Consider the following 14,835-nt stretch of genomic DNA (forward strand, 5'->3'; position numbering starts at 1 on the left):
CTTAGCCGGTCAGATCGCCACCATCCGGGTCGCGGCCGACGCGCTGCGCCGGCCCCGGATCGCGATGAGCTCGCGGGCGTGCGCATCGAGCGCCACGTCGCCGGGCAGGCGCGGCATCCACGGTCGCACCGCCGTGGCGTCGCCGTCGGCGTCGAGCGCCGCCAGCACGTGCAGGGCGTGCGCCGCGGGCTGCGGATCGCGCTCGTGCGGCCAGCACGTGGCGAGGTGCACCGAGACGTGCATCGTCTGCCTGCCGGTGTGCAGGAGCCGGGCGGAGACCTCGATGACCTGGCCGATCTGCACCGGGCGGTAGAACCGCACTCCGCCCACGTAGACGGTGACGGCCTCGCCGCCGCTCCAGCCCGCAGCGCAGAGATAGGCGGCGTCGTCCATCCACCCCATGACGCGGCCGCCGTGCGCCTTACCGCCCCAGTTGATGTCGGTGGGGGCCGCGAGGAAGCGGGTGGTGCGCCGCTCCGCCTCGGTCGGCCGGGTGTAGTCCGCCCCGCCCATCGCCGCCGCGATCCGTTGCCGCACGTCGGCGCGGGCCTCGGCCTCCTCGGCGGCGCGCACGTCCTCCGCGAGGACGGGCTGCCACTGCCGTACGGGCGTCGGCTTCCCGGCCTCGTCGACGGCGACGAACACCAGGAGACACGTGCTGGCGACGGTGAAGGTGCCCACCCGCGGATCGGCGGAGGCGACCTCGCACCGGATGTGCATGCTGCTGCGGCCGGTGAGGACGAGCGTCGCGCGGACCTCGACGACGTCGCCGGACGCGATGTCGCGGCCGAAGCCGATGTTGCCGACGTAGGCGGTCACGGAGTAGCCGCCCGACCAGGCGGCCGCGCAGGCGTACGCCGCCTTGTCGATCCACTCCAGGATGCGGCCGCCGCGCACGCCGCCGCCGAGCGTCGCGACGTCGGTGGGGGCGGCGAGGAACCGCAGCGTGATCCGGCGATCGGTGATGGGCATCGGGCTGGGCTCCTTCGCGAGCGGTGAACGGATCGCCCCATCGTGGGCGGGCCCGCGAACGCACTCGGCGCCGGGGGAGGGCGATGAGGAATCGGTGATCGGGCGGTAACCGGGCCGGGTGTCCGTGCGTAACACCGCCGGCGGTGCGGGTCAGGCGGTCGGAGCGGTCCGCGCCAGGACGACGTCGAACCGGGCGCGCGACCACGGTCGGCCTCCGAGGTCGTGCGCGGCAGGCACCGGTGCGCCCTCGGGCTGCGGCTCGAAGCGCTTGATCAGGGAGTCCTTGACGCCGAAGACGCTGTCGCCGACCACCAGCTGTTCGTCGCCCTCGACGAAGATGTGGGTCACGAGGGTGCGGTACCCGGGGGCGGAGACCATGAAGTGCAGGTGCGCGGCGCGCATGGGAGAGCGTCCGGTCGCCGCGAGCATCCGGCCGACCGGACCGTCCGCGGGGATGGGGTAGGGCGTGGGCGTCAGCCCCCAGAAGCCGTAGGAGCCGTCCTCGCGCGCCGCGAGCCGGGCCCGCGCGGCGGTGCGCTCGTCGTCGTACTGCACGTCGTAGAAGCCGTCTTCGTCCGCCTCCCAGACCTCGATGCGGGCGCCGGGGACCGGCGCACCGTCGGTCCCGGTGACGGTTCCCTCGACCCAGCAGGGCTCGCCCGCCGCGCCGCCGGCGATGTCGCCGCCGAACGGGATCGACGGGGCGTCGTCGACGAAGAAGGGGCCGAAGACCGTGGCCTCGGTGGCGTCGCCGTCGAGCTCGTTGTTGACGGTGACCGTCTGCATGGACGCGCCGAGCACGTCGGAGAGCAGGATGAACTCGTGCCGGCGGTCGTCGGTGATGTGGCCGCACGCGGTGAGGAAGTCGATCGCCGCGGACCATTCCTCCTCGGTGAGGCGGACCTCGCGGATGAACGAGTGCAGGTGCCGCACCAGCGATTCCAGCACCGTCTTCAGGCGCGGGTCCTCGGTGCGGGCGAAGGATTGCAGGACCCTCTCGACCAGGGCCTCTTCCGCGGCGGCCTGGTCGGTCGTCGTTGTCTCGTGCACAGGGGCTCCTAGGCGGGCTCGGGCGTGGCACCGGACCACGCGTCGGACAGGATGCGGTCGAGGTCGGCCGCGGTCACCGGGCGGGGGTTGCCGGCCGGGACCAGCGGCAGGATCGCCTCGACGGCGGGGGCGATGTCGGCCTCGGTCATGCCGAGGTCGCGCAGGGACCGGGGTGCGCGCACCTCGTCGTACAGCGAGTTCAGGCCCGCGACGGCGGTGGCGGCGTCGAAGGCCGTCGCCAGCCGGGCCTCCGCCTCCGGTGCGGCGGGCGCGTTGAAGGCGAGGACGTGGGGGAGCACCGCGGTGTGCGTCTGCGCGTGCGGAAGGTCGAAGGCGCCGCCGAGGACGTGGCAGATCTTGTGGTGCAGGCCCGATCCGGCGGAGGAGAAGGCGGTCGCGGCGAGGTAGGCGGCGTAGAGCACCTGCTCGCGCCCGGCGAGATCCGACGGGTCCGCGGCGACGGCCGGCAGTCCCACGCGCAGCGCCCGGGCGGATTCCGCCGCGAGCACTCGGTCGATCGGATCGGCCCGCGGGCCCCACATCGCGTCGACACTGTGCGCGAGCGCGTTCAGCGCCGAGGCGATGCCGATGTCCGGGGGCAGGCCCAGGGTGAGGTCGGCGTCGTAGAGGATCGCGCGGGGCGCGACCCGCGGGTCGACGCCCGTGGTCTTGACGCCGTTCTCGGTCAGCCCCCACATCGACGTCGCCTCGGATCCGGAGTACGTGGTCGGGACGGCGACGATCGGGATCGAGGTGGTGAGGGCGATCGCCTTCGCGAGACCGATCGCCGAGCCGCCACCGAAGCACAGCAGCAGATCGGCGCGCGCCTCCGCCGCGGCCGCGCGGCCGCGCTCGGCGACCTCGACGGGCACGTGCATCGCCACGTCGTGGTGGCGGAGCGCGACGGGGAGGTCCGCGGTGATCCGCGCGGCCCGGTCCGCCTCGCGCGGCGTGCAGATCAGCATGATCCGCTCGGCGCCGGCGGTGACATCGGCGAGCGCGGTGCGGGCCGCCCCCGACCCGAATCGGACCGTCTGGGTGAGGCTGTCGTGGGTGAAGTTCATGCGCGGACCCCTCCGAGTCGTTCGGCGAACCAGTCCGCGGCCACCGCGTTCCGTTCGTCGGCGTGGTTGTAGATGGTGTGTTCTCCGTCGTCCCAGATCCGCAGTGTCGCATCGTCGGCGGCGTCGAGGAAGGGCTGTTGATCGGCCAGGTCCACCAGCGGGTCGGCGCCGCCATGCAGGACGAGCAGCGGGCACGGGATGGTTTCCGTCGCCGGGTCGAAGCGCAGGCGCGCGAAGTTCGCGGTGACGGCGGCGTCGTCGGTCGATCCCAGCATGGCCTTGGCCTGTTCGGCGAAGGTCCGGAAGTCGAGCAGGCGCGGCGCGGCGAAGGCGCCGTTGACGCAGCACGCGGCGACGCCGGGACGCCGGGCAGCGGTGAGCGCGGCGAACAGGCCCCCGACGCTGTTGCCCCACACGCCGACCGGCCCGTCCGGCGTCGCGAGATCGACGAAGGCGCCGAACGCGGCGGCGACGTCCACGTCGAGGTGCACGCCGTGGACCAGCCGCGCGTCGCCCTGCCCGGGGCCCTCCGCGAGGATCACGGCGAGCCCGCGGGCGAGCAGCGCATCGGCGTAGCGCAGGTAGGTGGCGCCCCAGCCGCTCTGGCCGCCGAAGACTACGACGGTGCCGCGCGGCGAGGTCGGCCGCAGGTGCCAGCCGGTCAGGGCGCCCGCGCCGAAGGCCGGCTCCACGCGGCGCATCGGGACCGGCGAGTGCGCGGCGGCGCCCGCCACGGCCCCGTCGAACCGCGCGTAGAGCGCGCGCTTGCGGTCGGTGTCGAAGTTGAAGGCCATCTGCGCGAACAGGAAGCAGGCCGCGGCCGCGCGGTGGCTCTCGTACGCGGTGGCCGTCCGGCCCGCGTCGGCGGCGGCCTCGGCCTCGGCCGTCCGGGCCGCGCCGAGCTCCTCGGCGACCTCGTCCCACGCCCGGCCGGCGTCGGTGCCCGCCCGCAGCGCGAGGACGTCGTCGTAGCGCATCCCGGCGTCGAGCAGGCGCGTCACGCCCATCGCCCGCCAGTGGGCGTCGTTGGCTGCGGTCACGTCGGCGCTCATCGGGCGACCGCCACGGCCGGTGCGGCGCTCAGCTTCACCCGGAGGTTGTCCACCAGCCGCGGCAGGTCGGCGAGGCCGCCGGCGCCGTACAGGTGGAAGTCGGGACGGGCGAGGAAGGCCTCGGTGCCGGTGGCCGCGAAATACGCGGCGTAGGTGCCGTCCTCGTCGACGATCGAGTGCGGATGCCCCGGCTCCAGGGTGACGACGGTGCCGCCGAGCTCGGCCAGGAACGCCAGGCGATCCGGCCCCAGGATCTCCGTCGCGTCGCCGGTGGAGACCAGGGTGAAGCCCCACGGGTGCAGGTCGTCGAACCGTCCCGAGCGCTCGCCCCGGCGCACCACGCCCTGCGGCGCCAGCGTGCCGGCGAAGCCCCTTGGGACCCCCGACTCGTCGGTGTCGATCACGCCGGCGGCGATCGTCGGAAACGGGGGCAGGGGCGGCACCTCGCCGCGCTGGAAGGCGGCGTCGCGCGCCGCGGCGGCCACCGGATCCTTGAGGTTCGCCACGCGCCCCAGCTCCACGGCGCAGGCCTGGATGACCTCGACGTGCGGCCGGCGCTCGGCCTCGTAGGTGTCCAGCAGCGCGTCGCCGGCCCTGCCGGACAGCACCAGGTCGAGCTTCCAGGCGAGCGTGATCCCGTCGCGCATACCCGAACACGCGCCCTGCCCCATGTACGGCGGCATCGTGTGCGCGGCGTCGCCGGCCAGGAACACCCGGCCCGCGCGCCAGGTGTCGGCGATGCACGCGGAGAACGTGTAGACGATGTGGCGCAGGATCGTCAGGTCCTCGGGACCCAGGTCGTGCTGCGACCGGAGCCAGCGCCAGGCGAACTCCTCGGTGGCCATCTCGTCGGCGTCGTCCTCGGGGCGGACGGCGACCTCGAACCGCTGGCGGCTCCGCCCGATAGGCATGAACATGTGGGGCTGGTGCGGATCGCAGAACTGCCGGGCGGTGTCGAATCGATCACCCAGGGGGCGAGTGCATTCCGTGTCGATGTTGAGCCAGCGGTCGTCGACGTGCAGATCGGTGCGGCCGATCCCGAGGATGTGGCGGACCATGCTGCCCGCGCCGTCGGCGCCGACGACGTACTTCGCGGTCAGCGTGCGCTCGGGGGCATCGGCCCATTGCGCGTCCCGGTCGCGCGACCAAGGGCGCACCGTCAGCTCGACGTGGTCGTCCGACTGCTCCATGCCGACCAGGATGGTGCCCTGATGCACGTCGAGGTCGGGGCGCGTGCGGTTGCGATCGTCGATCGAGCACTCGATGTGCGGCTGGTACATCGAGTAGTGGGCCGCGAAGCCGCTGGACTCGCCCGACCAGTCGACGGCGATCAGCAGGTCCTCGGCGTGGTTGCGCCATTCGTAGACGGCGGCGGGAGCGGCATCGCGCAGCGCCTCGTCGACGTCGCCCGCGGCCTGGATGATGCGTGCGGTCTCGCCGTCGATGTGGGTGAGCCGCGGCATGCCGTAGAGGCTCGGCCAGCGTTCGATCACCACCACGCGGTGCCCGGCGCGCGCCAGCATGGACGAGAGGACGAGGCCCGTCGGGCCGTAGCCGACGACGGCGACGTCGTAGTCAGTGGTTGTCGATTCGGTGTTCACGGCTCTCCTTCATCGCGGGACTGGGGCGATGCATGCACGCTACGAAGCTGTGATCGGTGCCACTATCCGCGCGGCGACAGCGCTATCCGATTCCCGCCGGGAAGTGGTGACATGGATCGCAGTTCCGCCGCAGCTGCGGTGTAACCTGCAGGTGGGAGCGCTTTCGAGGCGGTCCGGCGAGTGTGGAGGCGATGCCGATGTGGGGTGGGATAGAGCCCGGTGGCGGGGCGACGCCTGCGCCGCTCGGCCGGTTCGACAGCCTCCGCACCGCCGACGTCGACGCCTTCCGCAGCGCCGCCGGCGGTCTGCTCAGCACGCACTCGATCGCGGTGCCCCGCGGCGCCACCACCCTGTTCGACGGTGCGGTCCGCTCCGCGACGGTCGCCGACCTCGGCGTGGTCTACCTGGAGCAAGGCGCGCCGATCGACGTCGACATCCTCGACCGGATCGACTACTACGACCTGATGATCGCCGTGGCCGGGTCCAATCGCCTCGAACTCGTCGGAGCGGGCGGAGGCGCGGTGATCGAGGGCGGAGTCGCCGCCGTCCTCTCGCCCGCGATGCGGGCCCGGATGCGGATGGACGGCGCCTACCGCCAGTTGCATCTGCGGCTCGAACGCGCCGCCGTACACGAGCGCATGGAGGCCCTCGTCGGCCGGCCCGTCGGCGGCCCCGTGGTCTTCGACGTGGGGATGGACCTCGCCGCGCCGGGGCTCCGCAGCTGGTCGGGCGCGCTGCGCTCGTTGCTGCGCGATCTCGACGACGAGGCCGGGCTCGCGGCCGATCCCGCGATGGCGCGGCACTGGCGGGACCTGCTCATCACCGGTCTGCTCGTTTCCCACCGGCACAACCACTCGGCACTGGTGCACGAGCGCGACGAGGACCGGGTGCATCCGCGGACCTTCCAGCGCGCGCTCGACCACATCGAGGCGCGGCTGCGCGGCCCGCTGTCGGTGCCAGACGTGGCCGCCCACGTCGGCATCAGCGTGCGTTCCCTACAACGCGCCTTCCAGGACCGGCTCGAGACCTCGCCCAGCGCGTACATCCTGGGGGAGCGGCTCGACCGGGTTCGCGCGGAACTACTGGCGCCGGATTCCGCGCGCACCGTGACGGATACGGCCTTCGACTGGGGGTTCACCCACCCCTCGCGGTTCTCCTCCCTGTACCGGCGCCGGTTCGGTGAGACGCCCTCGCAGAGCCGGGCCCGCGCCGCCGGTCGGTGACCGGCCGGGCCGGGCTCAGGTCGCGGCGGTGAGGTCGGCGATGACCTCCGTGACGCGCTCGAGGTGGCGATCGGTCCGGTCCGTCACGTGCGCGACAGCCAGCTCGACGCCGCCGCCGGCTCCGCCGAGCGGCCGGTAGGTCAGGCCGTCGAGCCGCAGCGCCGTGATCGGTTCGGGCGCCACCGCGATGCCCAGCCCGGCGGCGACGAGCGTCGCGAGCGTCGATGTCTCGCCGACCTCGTGGCGGATCATCGGCGCCACGCCGCCCTCGCGGAGCAGCGCCACGACCCGGTCGTACATCGCCGAACGCCGGCCCGCGCTGTGGACGATGAACGGCGCCCCGGCGAGGTCCGCGACCCGCAGCCGGTCCCGGCGAGCCAGGGGATGATCGGTCGGCAGGGCGACGACCCACGGCTCGCGGCGCAGCACCCGTACCGTCAGCGACGGGTCGGCGACCGGCGGGCGCAGCAGCGCGATGTCGATGGCGCCCCTGCGCAGCGCCTCGACCTGGTCCGGCACGAGCATCTCGCCACGGAAGGCGAAGTCGATGCCGGGCAACTCGTCCTCGAGCCGGCGGGCCAGCGGCGGCAACAGGCTGTACGTCGCCGTGCCGACGCAGCCGATGGTCAGGTGCCCCGTCGCGCCCGCCGCGACACGTCGCGCGTGCTCGGCGGCGTCGTCGACCGCGGCGAGAATGGTGCGCGCCCGCTCCAGGTAGGCCCGCCCGGCGTCGGTCAGCTCGACCCGGCGGGTGGTGCGGTGCAGCAGTTGGACCCCCAGATCGTCTTCGAGTTGGCGGATCTGTTGGGACAGCGGCGGCTGCGCCATGTGCAGCCGCTGCGCCGCGCGGCCGAAGTGCCGTTCCTCGGCGACCGCGACGAAGTACCGCAGCTGGCGAAGATTCATATTGCTAGAATATCAATTGGGCATTATTCAGGTACTTCAGTATCTGGATTGTTCGCCCTACCGTCGTTCGTATGGATGCATACGTCTACTCCGCCGCACGCACGCCGTTCGGGCGCTTCTCGGGTGCGCTCGCCGGCGTCCGGCCCGACGACCTGGCCGCCACCGCGATCCGCGCCGTCCTCGACCGCACTCCCGCGCTCGGTGCGGGCACGGCCGTCGACGAGGTCGTGTGGGGGAACGCCAACGGGGCCGGCGAGGACAACCGCAACGTCGGCCGGATGGCGGGACTTCTCGCGGGGATTCCGGTCAGCGTCCCCGCGACCACGGTCAACCGCCTGTGCGGCTCCGGACTCGACGCGGCGATGATGGGCAGCCGCGCGATCGAGACCGGCGATGCCGAGGTGGTGCTCAGCGGCGGCGTCGAGTCCATGACCCGAGCGCCGTGGGTCCTGCCGAAGAACACCAAGCCCTTTCCCGCCGGCGACGTCACTGCGGTCTCGACGACCCTCGGCTGGCGGCTGGTCAACCCCGCCATGCCCGTCGAGTGGACCGTCAGCCTCGGTGAGGCCAACGAACAACTCGGCGAGAAGTTCTCCGTCTCCCGCGCGCGGCAGGACGAGTTCGCGGCGCTCTCGCACCGTCGGGCCCACACGGCGTGGGAGGAGGGCTTTTACGACGACCTCGTGGTCCCCGTCGACGGGCTCGAGCGCGACGAGAACGTCCGGCCCGGATCGACCGCCGAGAAGCTGAGCGAGCTGAGGCCCGCGTTCCGGCCCGACGGGACGATCACCGCCGGCAACGCCAGCCCGCTCAGCGACGGCGCCGCCGCGGTGCTGCTGGGATCGGACCGCGCCGCGGCGACGATCGGGCGCGACCCCCTCGCGCGGATCGCGGGCCGCGGCGCAGCGGCCCTGGAGCCGCAGCTGTTCGGCTACGCGCCGGTCGATGCGGCGAACCGGGCTCTCGCCCGCGCCGGGATCAGCTGGGGCGACGTCGGGGTCGTCGAACTCAACGAGGCCTTCGCGGTGCAGTCCCTGGTGTGCATCGACGCCTGGGGGATCGACTCCGCGATCGTCAACCCGTACGGCGGCGCCATCGCGCTCGGACACCCGCTCGGAGCGTCCGGCGGGCGCCTGCTCGGCACCCTCGCGAAGGCCCTGCGGCGGCGTCGCGAGCGGTACGGCGTCGCGGCGATCTGCATCGGCGTGGGGCAGGGCCTCGCCGTCGTCCTGGAGAACACGGAGGTCGGGGCATGAGCAGGGCAGTGGTGCACGAGGGCGTCGACGACGCGGTCGCCGGCATCGAGGACGGATCGACGGTCCTGATCGGCGGCTTCGGGTTGGCGGGCATGCCCTTCGACCTCATCGACGCCCTCATCCGGCAGGGCGCCACCGACCTCACTGTGGTGTCCAACAACGCGGGCAACGGCGACGTCGGTGTCGCCGCCCTGCTCGCGGCGGGCCGCGTCCGCAAGGTGGTGTGCTCCTTCCCCCGGCAGAGCGACTCGTACGTCTTCGACGGGCTCTACCGTGCGGGGAAGATCGACCTCGAGGTCGTTCCCCAGGGCAACCTCGCCGAACGCATGCGCGCCGCGGGCGCGGGCATCGGCGGCTTCTACTGCCCGACGGCCGTCGGTACGCTCCTCGCCGAGGGCAAGGAGTCGCGCGAGATCGACGGCCGGACGTACCTGCTCGAGTACCCGATCCGCGGCGACTACGCGCTGATCGCGGCGCATCGCTCCGATCCCTGGGGCAATCTCGTCTACCGCAAGACCGCCCGCAACTTCGGGCCGGTCATGGCGACGGCCGCGGCGACCACGATCGTCCAGGTCGACGAGGTCGTGCCGCTCGGCGCGATGGACCCGGAGGCGGTCGTGACGCCGTCGATCTTCGTCGACCGGATCGTCGCCGTCGACGCCCGGCACTACACCGTGGAGGGAGCACGATGAGCGCGCAACGCCTGACGATGGAGGAACTTGCGGCCCGCATCGCCCGCGACATCCCGAAGGGCGCCTACGTCAACCTCGGGATCGGGCAGCCGACGAAGGTCGCGGACCACCTTCCACCGGAGCGGGAGGTCGTGCTCCACACCGAGAACGGGATGCTGGGTATGGGGCCCACCGCCACCGGGGACCTCGTCGACCCGGACCTCACGAACGCCGGCAAGGTCCCCGTCACGGAGCTCCCGGGGGCCGCGTACTTCCACCACGCCGACTCCTTCGCGATGATGCGCGGCGGCCACATCGACGTCTGCGTGCTCGGCGCCTACCAGGTCTCCGAGCACGGGGACCTCGCCAACTGGCACACCGGGCGCGAGGGCGACATCCCCGCCGTCGGCGGCGCGATGGACCTCGCCATCGGTGCGAAGCAGGTGTACGTGATGATGTCGCTGCTGAACAAGTCCGGTGAGCCCAAGCTCGTGCCGGCCTGCACCTATCCGCTCACCGGGCTCGGCTGCGTGAACCGGGTCTACACCGACGTGGCGGTCTTCGAGACCGGGCCCGACGGGGTCCGGGTGCTCGAGACCTTCGGCATCGGGACCGACGAGCTCCGGGATCTCCTGCCCGTCGCCCTGCGGTGACGCCGCGCGCCCGGGCATCGTCCGTCCTCGAACGGTGCCCGGCGCGTCAGTTCTTGGCGACGCTGTCGCCGGTGCGGCGGCCGGACGTGAAGGCGAAGACCGTGCCGTCGTTCCCGACCGTGACCAGCTCGCCGTCGGGCCCGATCGAGACGCCCGAGGCGGACGTGACCGAGTCCGGCAGGTCGAAGGTGCGCAGCGTGGTGCCGGTGTCCGTGCGGAACTCGATGAGCTGCGACTGCACCGCCGCCCACGACCGGATCACCGCGTAGCCGACACCGCCGCGGATCTGCGTCACGGGGGAGACCATCGCGACGTCCGTCCGCTTGAAGACCTCCCGCACGCTCGAGCCCTCGTCCTTGAGCGCGATGAACGAGGCGCGGTGCAGGCCGGGCGCGGCGGGGATGATCGTCCCGTCGGGCGAGACCGACGGGGGCAGCGTGCTCTGGTACCCGAGATCGTGCGTCCACTTGGTGGCGCCGGTCTTCGCGTCGAGCGCGGCCAGCTTCTCGCCCCGCAGGTTCACGTACAGGGTGGAGCGGTCCGACGACAGCGCGGGAGAGCCGATCGCGCCGTCCGGGAGGTCCGTGCGCTCCCAGGCGTACCGCAGGTCGTGCCGGCTGCCGCCGTTCTTGTCGTAGTCGACCGCCATCACCTTCGACGGTGCGCCCTTCGACCCGACGACCACGAAGGCGCGCTCGGCCTCCGTGTCGACGGCGGGCGGGCCGGAGACGGGGCAGCCGGGGCCGTTCGTCGCGCAGTCCTCGAGGCCGGCGCCGTTGGCGTTCGCCGAGACCTGCGGGAACAGCCCGATCGCGGCGCCCGCGGCGACCCCGTCGTGCGTGTCCACGAGCACCATCTGGCCGAGGTGCGTCACGCCGAGCACGGTGTTGTCCCCGGCGAGTTTGATCCACAGCGGCGTGCCCGCGGTGGGGTAGCGCCAGCGCACCTGGTTGTCGGCGTTGAAGCTGTACAGCCAACCGGGGATGCCGAGGTACGTGTAGTCGAACTGGTCCACCAGGGGGGCCTGCAGGTCGGCGCCCGCGGCGTCGCGCCGGCAGTAGGTCTTGCGGCCCACGGTGAGCTCGAGGTTGAAGGTGCTGCAGCCGGTCTCGGTACGAGCGGTCACCGAGACGACACCGCGGTTGGAGATCGCGGGCGCCACGGTGTTCGGTCCGACGAGGTCGCGGTTCCAGGCCGGGACGAGGGAGGGGGCGGCGTCCTTCTCCGCGTACGAGTTGTTGCGGGAGTCGCCGTACATGCCGGGCCAGGCGGCGGAGTCGTCGGCGTACACCCAGGTGTCGTCCGGCGTGCACGAGACCAGCACCGCGGCGGCGGCCACGGTCGCGCCCAGTGTGAGCGCGCGCCTACCCAACCGCATGTGTCTCCCTCGACTCTTCACTACCGACGATCGCCCCACAGACTAGCGCGGCGACCGTACCGGACCGGCGGGGCGCACCCGCCGGATAGGCTCCCCTGCATGACGAGCATGTGGAACGCCCCGTACCGATCGCGGTGGCGGCACGCGCGGCAGGCCGATCAGCAGGCGCGATTCCTGACGCCCGCGTCGCTGCGCTGGATCCTCAAGAACAAGGCCTACACGCCCTGGTACCTGGTGCGGTACCTCCGCCTCCTGAAGTTCCGGCTGGCGAATCCGCACATCGTGCTCAAGGGCATGGTCTTCCTCGGCAAGAACGTCGAGATCCACGCGACGCCCGGCCTCGGCCGCATGGAGATCGGCCGCTGGGTGCACATCGGTGATTCGAACAAGATCCGCTGCCACGAGGGCTCGCTGCGCATCGGCGACAAGTCGGTCTTCGGCCGCGACAACGTGGTCAACTGCTACCTCGACATCGAGTTCGGGCCGGCGTCCCTCGTCGCCGACTGGTGCTACATCTGCGACTTCGACCACAAGATGGACGACATCCACATCCCCATCAAGGACCAGGGCATCGTCAAGGGCCCCGTCCGCATCGGCGGCGACACCTGGGTGGGCACCAAGGTCACGGTCACCCGCAACACCATCATCGGGCACGGCACCGTGCTCGGCGCGCACGCGGTGGTGCGGGGCGAGATCCCGCCCTACTCGATCGCCGTCGGCTCGCCCGCGAAGGTGGTCAAGAACCGCAAGGACATGTGGGACGCGAACATCGCCGAGCGCGCCGAGCTCGAGCGGGCCCTCGCCGACATCGAGCGCAAGAAGGCCGACGCCCGCGGCCTACCGGGGAACGGCTGACGCCGCACGAGGTCGGCGAGGAGCCCCGCACGGAAGTCGCGCACTCGAGGGAGTCGTCCACGAAGTGGTGCCGGCAGTCGGCGGGGCGCTGCAGGAAGGTGATCGCCGCGCGCACAGGGCGGGGCGCGGCCCTTCGCCGACTGGGCGCGCGACCGCCGAGCGGAGTTCGACATCCGCTAGGTGTGCCTGGAGCCCGTGGCGCTAGAGCACGTAGAACGGACGGGCGTAGTGGAACTCGCCGCGCAGATCCGGCGTGTACGCGCCGAGCGTGCGCACCATGAACGAGTCGCCCGACCATTCCGCGACGTCGGGCACGACGCCGACCTCGGAGCCGGGGACGAAGCCGAAGCGCGGGTAGAAGTCCTTGTGGCCGAGCAGCGCCACGAGCCGCTCGCCGAGGGCGTCGGCGGCGCCGAGGGCGGCGAGGATCAGCGCCGAGCCGGTGCCCTTGGCCTGCTGCTCGGACCGCACCCCGAGGGGGCCCGCCGCGAGCACCGGGGTGTCGCCGACGGTGGCGCGGGTGAGGCAGACGTGGCCGATCACGGTGCCGTCGTCGTCCTCCGCGACGAAGGAGAGCTCGTCGATCCACGACCCGCTCAGGCGCAGCGCCTCGACCAGGACGACCTCGAGCGGTTCCGTGCGTCCGGGCGGCGTCATCGGGGCGAACGCGCTCCGGTGCACATCGGCGACCGCGGCGTGATCCGCCGGCGTCTCGTTCCGGATCAGCACGCCCGGCGCTCCGCGAGGTCGGCGGGAAGGGCGTGCAACGGGCTTGCGGTCATGAATCGACGGTGCCACAGGATTCACGATCATGCACATCGCGCAGGTCGTGGGGCCGGGCGCGTTCAGACCGGGTTGGTGGGGTCCCGCTCGGGGAGCGGCCGCTCATCGATGACGCGGCGCCCGAGCGGGGTGCGTGGGCGACGTTTCGCGGCCAGGTACACCTGCGCCGTCTCGTGGGCCACGGCCTCCCAACTGAGCTCCTCCACCTCGGCGCGCGCCGCGGCGGCCCAGCGGTACGACGACGCGGGGTCGTCGAGCAGGGCCCGGATCGCCGCCGTCAGGCCCGGCACGTCGGCCGGCTCGACCGACAGGCCGGTCTCGCCGGTGCGGATGAAGTCGGCGAGGCCGCCGGCCGTGGTGGCGATGACGGGAATGCCCGTCGCGGCGCCCTCGAGCGCGACGATGCCGAAGGGCTCGTAGCGCGACGGGATCACGAGGGCATCGGCCGAGTGCAGCTGGGCGACGAGCTCCTCGTGGTCCAGCGCGCCCGTGAACTCGACGGCCCGCAGGACCCGGTGCTCCCGCGCGACCTCGCGCAGCCACGCGGCCTGCGTGCCGTCGCCGGCCACCGTCAGCGTGGTTCCCGGGTGCGTGCGGCGCACCCGGGCGAGCGCGGCGATCAGATCCTGCACGCCCTTCTCGTACTCGAGCCGGCCGACGTACAGGAGGCGGGGTGCGCCGCGCCGCGCCGCGGTGCGGGAGCGATCCCGGTACGGCCAGGCGGTGGCGTCGATGCCGTTCGCGATGGTGTGCAACTGCGCGAGGCCGGGACCGAAGAGGCGGTTCACCTCGTCGGACATGGAACGGGAGCAGGTGATCACCGCGTCCGCCTCGTTCGCGAGCCACCACTCGGTGGAGTGCACCTGGCGGTTCACCGGCCCCGAGACCCAGCCGCTGTGCCGTCCGGCCTCGGTGGCGTGGATGGTCGCGACCAGGGGCGCGTCGAAGGCCTCCGCGAGCCCGACGGCGGCGTGCGCCGCCAGCCAGTCGTGGGCGTGCACCACGTCGGGCACCCAGGGGCGGCCGACGGTGCCGGCGCCGTGCAGCGCGTCCTCGCCGGCGGTCGGGTTGTACCCGGCCAGCCGCAGGCCCGCGCGCAGCATGGAGTGCCCCATGGACAGCACCCACGGCATCATGTCGGTGCCGAAATCGAGTGCGAGGGGGTCCTCCGCCGCCATGATGACGCGGATCCCGTCGACCGTCGCGTCGGTGGTGGGATGGCTGCGCGGGTCGGTGCCGGTGGGCCGGCGCGAGACCACGACCACCTCGTGCCCCTGGTCGCGCAGCTGCAGCGCCAGATGATGGACGTGCCGGCCGAGGCCGCCCACGACCACCGGCGGGTACTCCCAGGAGACGAGCAGGACGCGCATG

The 14,835-nt window shown here is 72.7% G+C and carries 14 protein-coding genes; 5 read left to right on the top strand and 9 right to left on the bottom strand.

Features of this window, described 5'->3' with window-relative positions:
- Positions 1–9: 9 nt before the first annotated feature.
- The 5 genes from FK530_RS13370 to mhpA form a co-directional block, all read right to left on the bottom strand.
- Positions 10–972: an acyl-CoA thioesterase gene (locus tag FK530_RS13370; protein WP_146487515.1), complete on the bottom strand. Its 963-nt coding sequence runs from the start codon at positions 970–972 to the stop codon at positions 10–12.
- A 150-nt stretch (positions 973–1,122) separates the two neighbouring features.
- A complete protein-coding gene (locus FK530_RS13375; protein ID WP_146487516.1) occupies positions 1,123–2,022 on the bottom strand; it encodes a dioxygenase family protein in 900 nt (299 codons plus the stop codon).
- Positions 2,023–2,030: 8 nt separating this feature from the next.
- Positions 2,031–3,086 carry a maleylacetate reductase gene (locus FK530_RS13380; protein ID WP_146487517.1) on the bottom strand — a complete coding sequence of 352 codons (1,056 nt, stop codon included), beginning with the start codon at positions 3,084–3,086 and terminating at the stop codon, positions 2,031–2,033.
- On the bottom strand, positions 3,083–4,126 hold the full coding sequence (locus FK530_RS13385) for an alpha/beta hydrolase (RefSeq protein ID WP_231706623.1): 1,044 nt from the start codon (positions 4,124–4,126) through the stop codon (positions 3,083–3,085). Before FK530_RS13385 ends, FK530_RS13380 begins: the two co-directional genes overlap by 4 nt.
- Before the next feature lie 8 nt (positions 4,127–4,134).
- The gene (gene mhpA, locus FK530_RS13390; RefSeq protein WP_146487519.1) at positions 4,135–5,739 is read right to left on the bottom strand and encodes a bifunctional 3-(3-hydroxy-phenyl)propionate/3-hydroxycinnamic acid hydroxylase MhpA; all 1,605 of its coding nucleotides are present in this window, start codon (positions 5,737–5,739) and stop codon (positions 4,135–4,137) included.
- Between the two features lie 191 nt (positions 5,740–5,930).
- Here mhpA and FK530_RS13395 point away from each other — a divergent pair, with 191 nt between their 5' ends.
- A complete protein-coding gene (locus tag FK530_RS13395; protein ID WP_231706624.1) occupies positions 5,931–6,962 on the top strand; it encodes a helix-turn-helix transcriptional regulator in 1,032 nt (343 codons plus the stop codon).
- Positions 6,963–6,977: 15 nt separating this feature from the next.
- On the opposite strand, the gene FK530_RS13400 is transcribed toward FK530_RS13395, so the two are convergent.
- Entirely contained in the window at positions 6,978–7,868 is an 891-nt protein-coding gene (locus FK530_RS13400) for a LysR substrate-binding domain-containing protein (protein WP_146487520.1), read from the bottom strand.
- Positions 7,869–7,939: 71 nt separating this feature from the next.
- Between FK530_RS13400 and FK530_RS13405 the strand changes: the two genes are divergently transcribed.
- Genes FK530_RS13405 through FK530_RS13415 form a run of 3 tightly spaced genes read left to right on the top strand, consistent with a single transcriptional unit; the run spans position 7,940 to position 10,448 of the window.
- Positions 7,940–9,124, top strand: a complete 1,185-nt coding sequence (locus FK530_RS13405) for a thiolase family protein (RefSeq protein ID WP_146487521.1) — start codon at positions 7,940–7,942, stop codon at positions 9,122–9,124.
- The gene (locus tag FK530_RS13410; protein ID WP_146487522.1) at positions 9,121–9,816 is read left to right on the top strand and encodes a 3-oxoacid CoA-transferase subunit A; all 696 of its coding nucleotides are present in this window, start codon (positions 9,121–9,123) and stop codon (positions 9,814–9,816) included. The genes FK530_RS13405 and FK530_RS13410 overlap by 4 nt, the downstream gene beginning before the upstream one ends.
- Complete coding sequence (locus FK530_RS13415; protein WP_146487523.1) at positions 9,813–10,448, top strand: 3-oxoacid CoA-transferase subunit B; 636 nt, start codon at positions 9,813–9,815, stop codon at positions 10,446–10,448. Before FK530_RS13410 ends, FK530_RS13415 begins: the two co-directional genes overlap by 4 nt.
- Before the next feature lie 46 nt (positions 10,449–10,494).
- Here the strand turns inward: FK530_RS13415 and FK530_RS13420 are convergent, their stop codons facing one another.
- Positions 10,495–11,826: a PQQ-binding-like beta-propeller repeat protein gene (locus FK530_RS13420; protein WP_146487524.1), complete on the bottom strand. Its 1,332-nt coding sequence runs from the start codon at positions 11,824–11,826 to the stop codon at positions 10,495–10,497.
- 99 nt (positions 11,827–11,925) lie between these two features.
- On the opposite strand from FK530_RS13420, the gene FK530_RS13425 reads away from it, so the two are divergent.
- The gene (locus FK530_RS13425) at positions 11,926–12,681 is read left to right on the top strand and encodes an acyltransferase (RefSeq protein ID WP_146487525.1); all 756 of its coding nucleotides are present in this window, start codon (positions 11,926–11,928) and stop codon (positions 12,679–12,681) included.
- A gap of 201 nt (positions 12,682–12,882) precedes the next feature.
- Here the strand turns inward: FK530_RS13425 and FK530_RS13430 are convergent, their stop codons facing one another.
- Together FK530_RS13430 and FK530_RS13435 are read right to left on the bottom strand one after the other, a co-directional pair.
- Positions 12,883–13,410 (bottom strand): GNAT family N-acetyltransferase, encoded by a 528-nt coding sequence (locus FK530_RS13430; RefSeq protein ID WP_146487526.1) that lies wholly within the window; start codon positions 13,408–13,410, stop codon positions 12,883–12,885.
- A gap of 116 nt (positions 13,411–13,526) precedes the next feature.
- On the bottom strand, positions 13,527–14,834 hold the full coding sequence (locus tag FK530_RS13435; protein ID WP_146487527.1) for a glycosyltransferase family 4 protein: 1,308 nt from the start codon (positions 14,832–14,834) through the stop codon (positions 13,527–13,529).
- Position 14,835: the final 1 nt, after the last annotated feature.

The sequence above is a fragment of the Tsukamurella conjunctivitidis genome, assembly GCF_007858475.1.
Classification (GTDB): domain Bacteria; phylum Actinomycetota; class Actinomycetes; order Mycobacteriales; family Mycobacteriaceae; genus Tsukamurella; species Tsukamurella conjunctivitidis.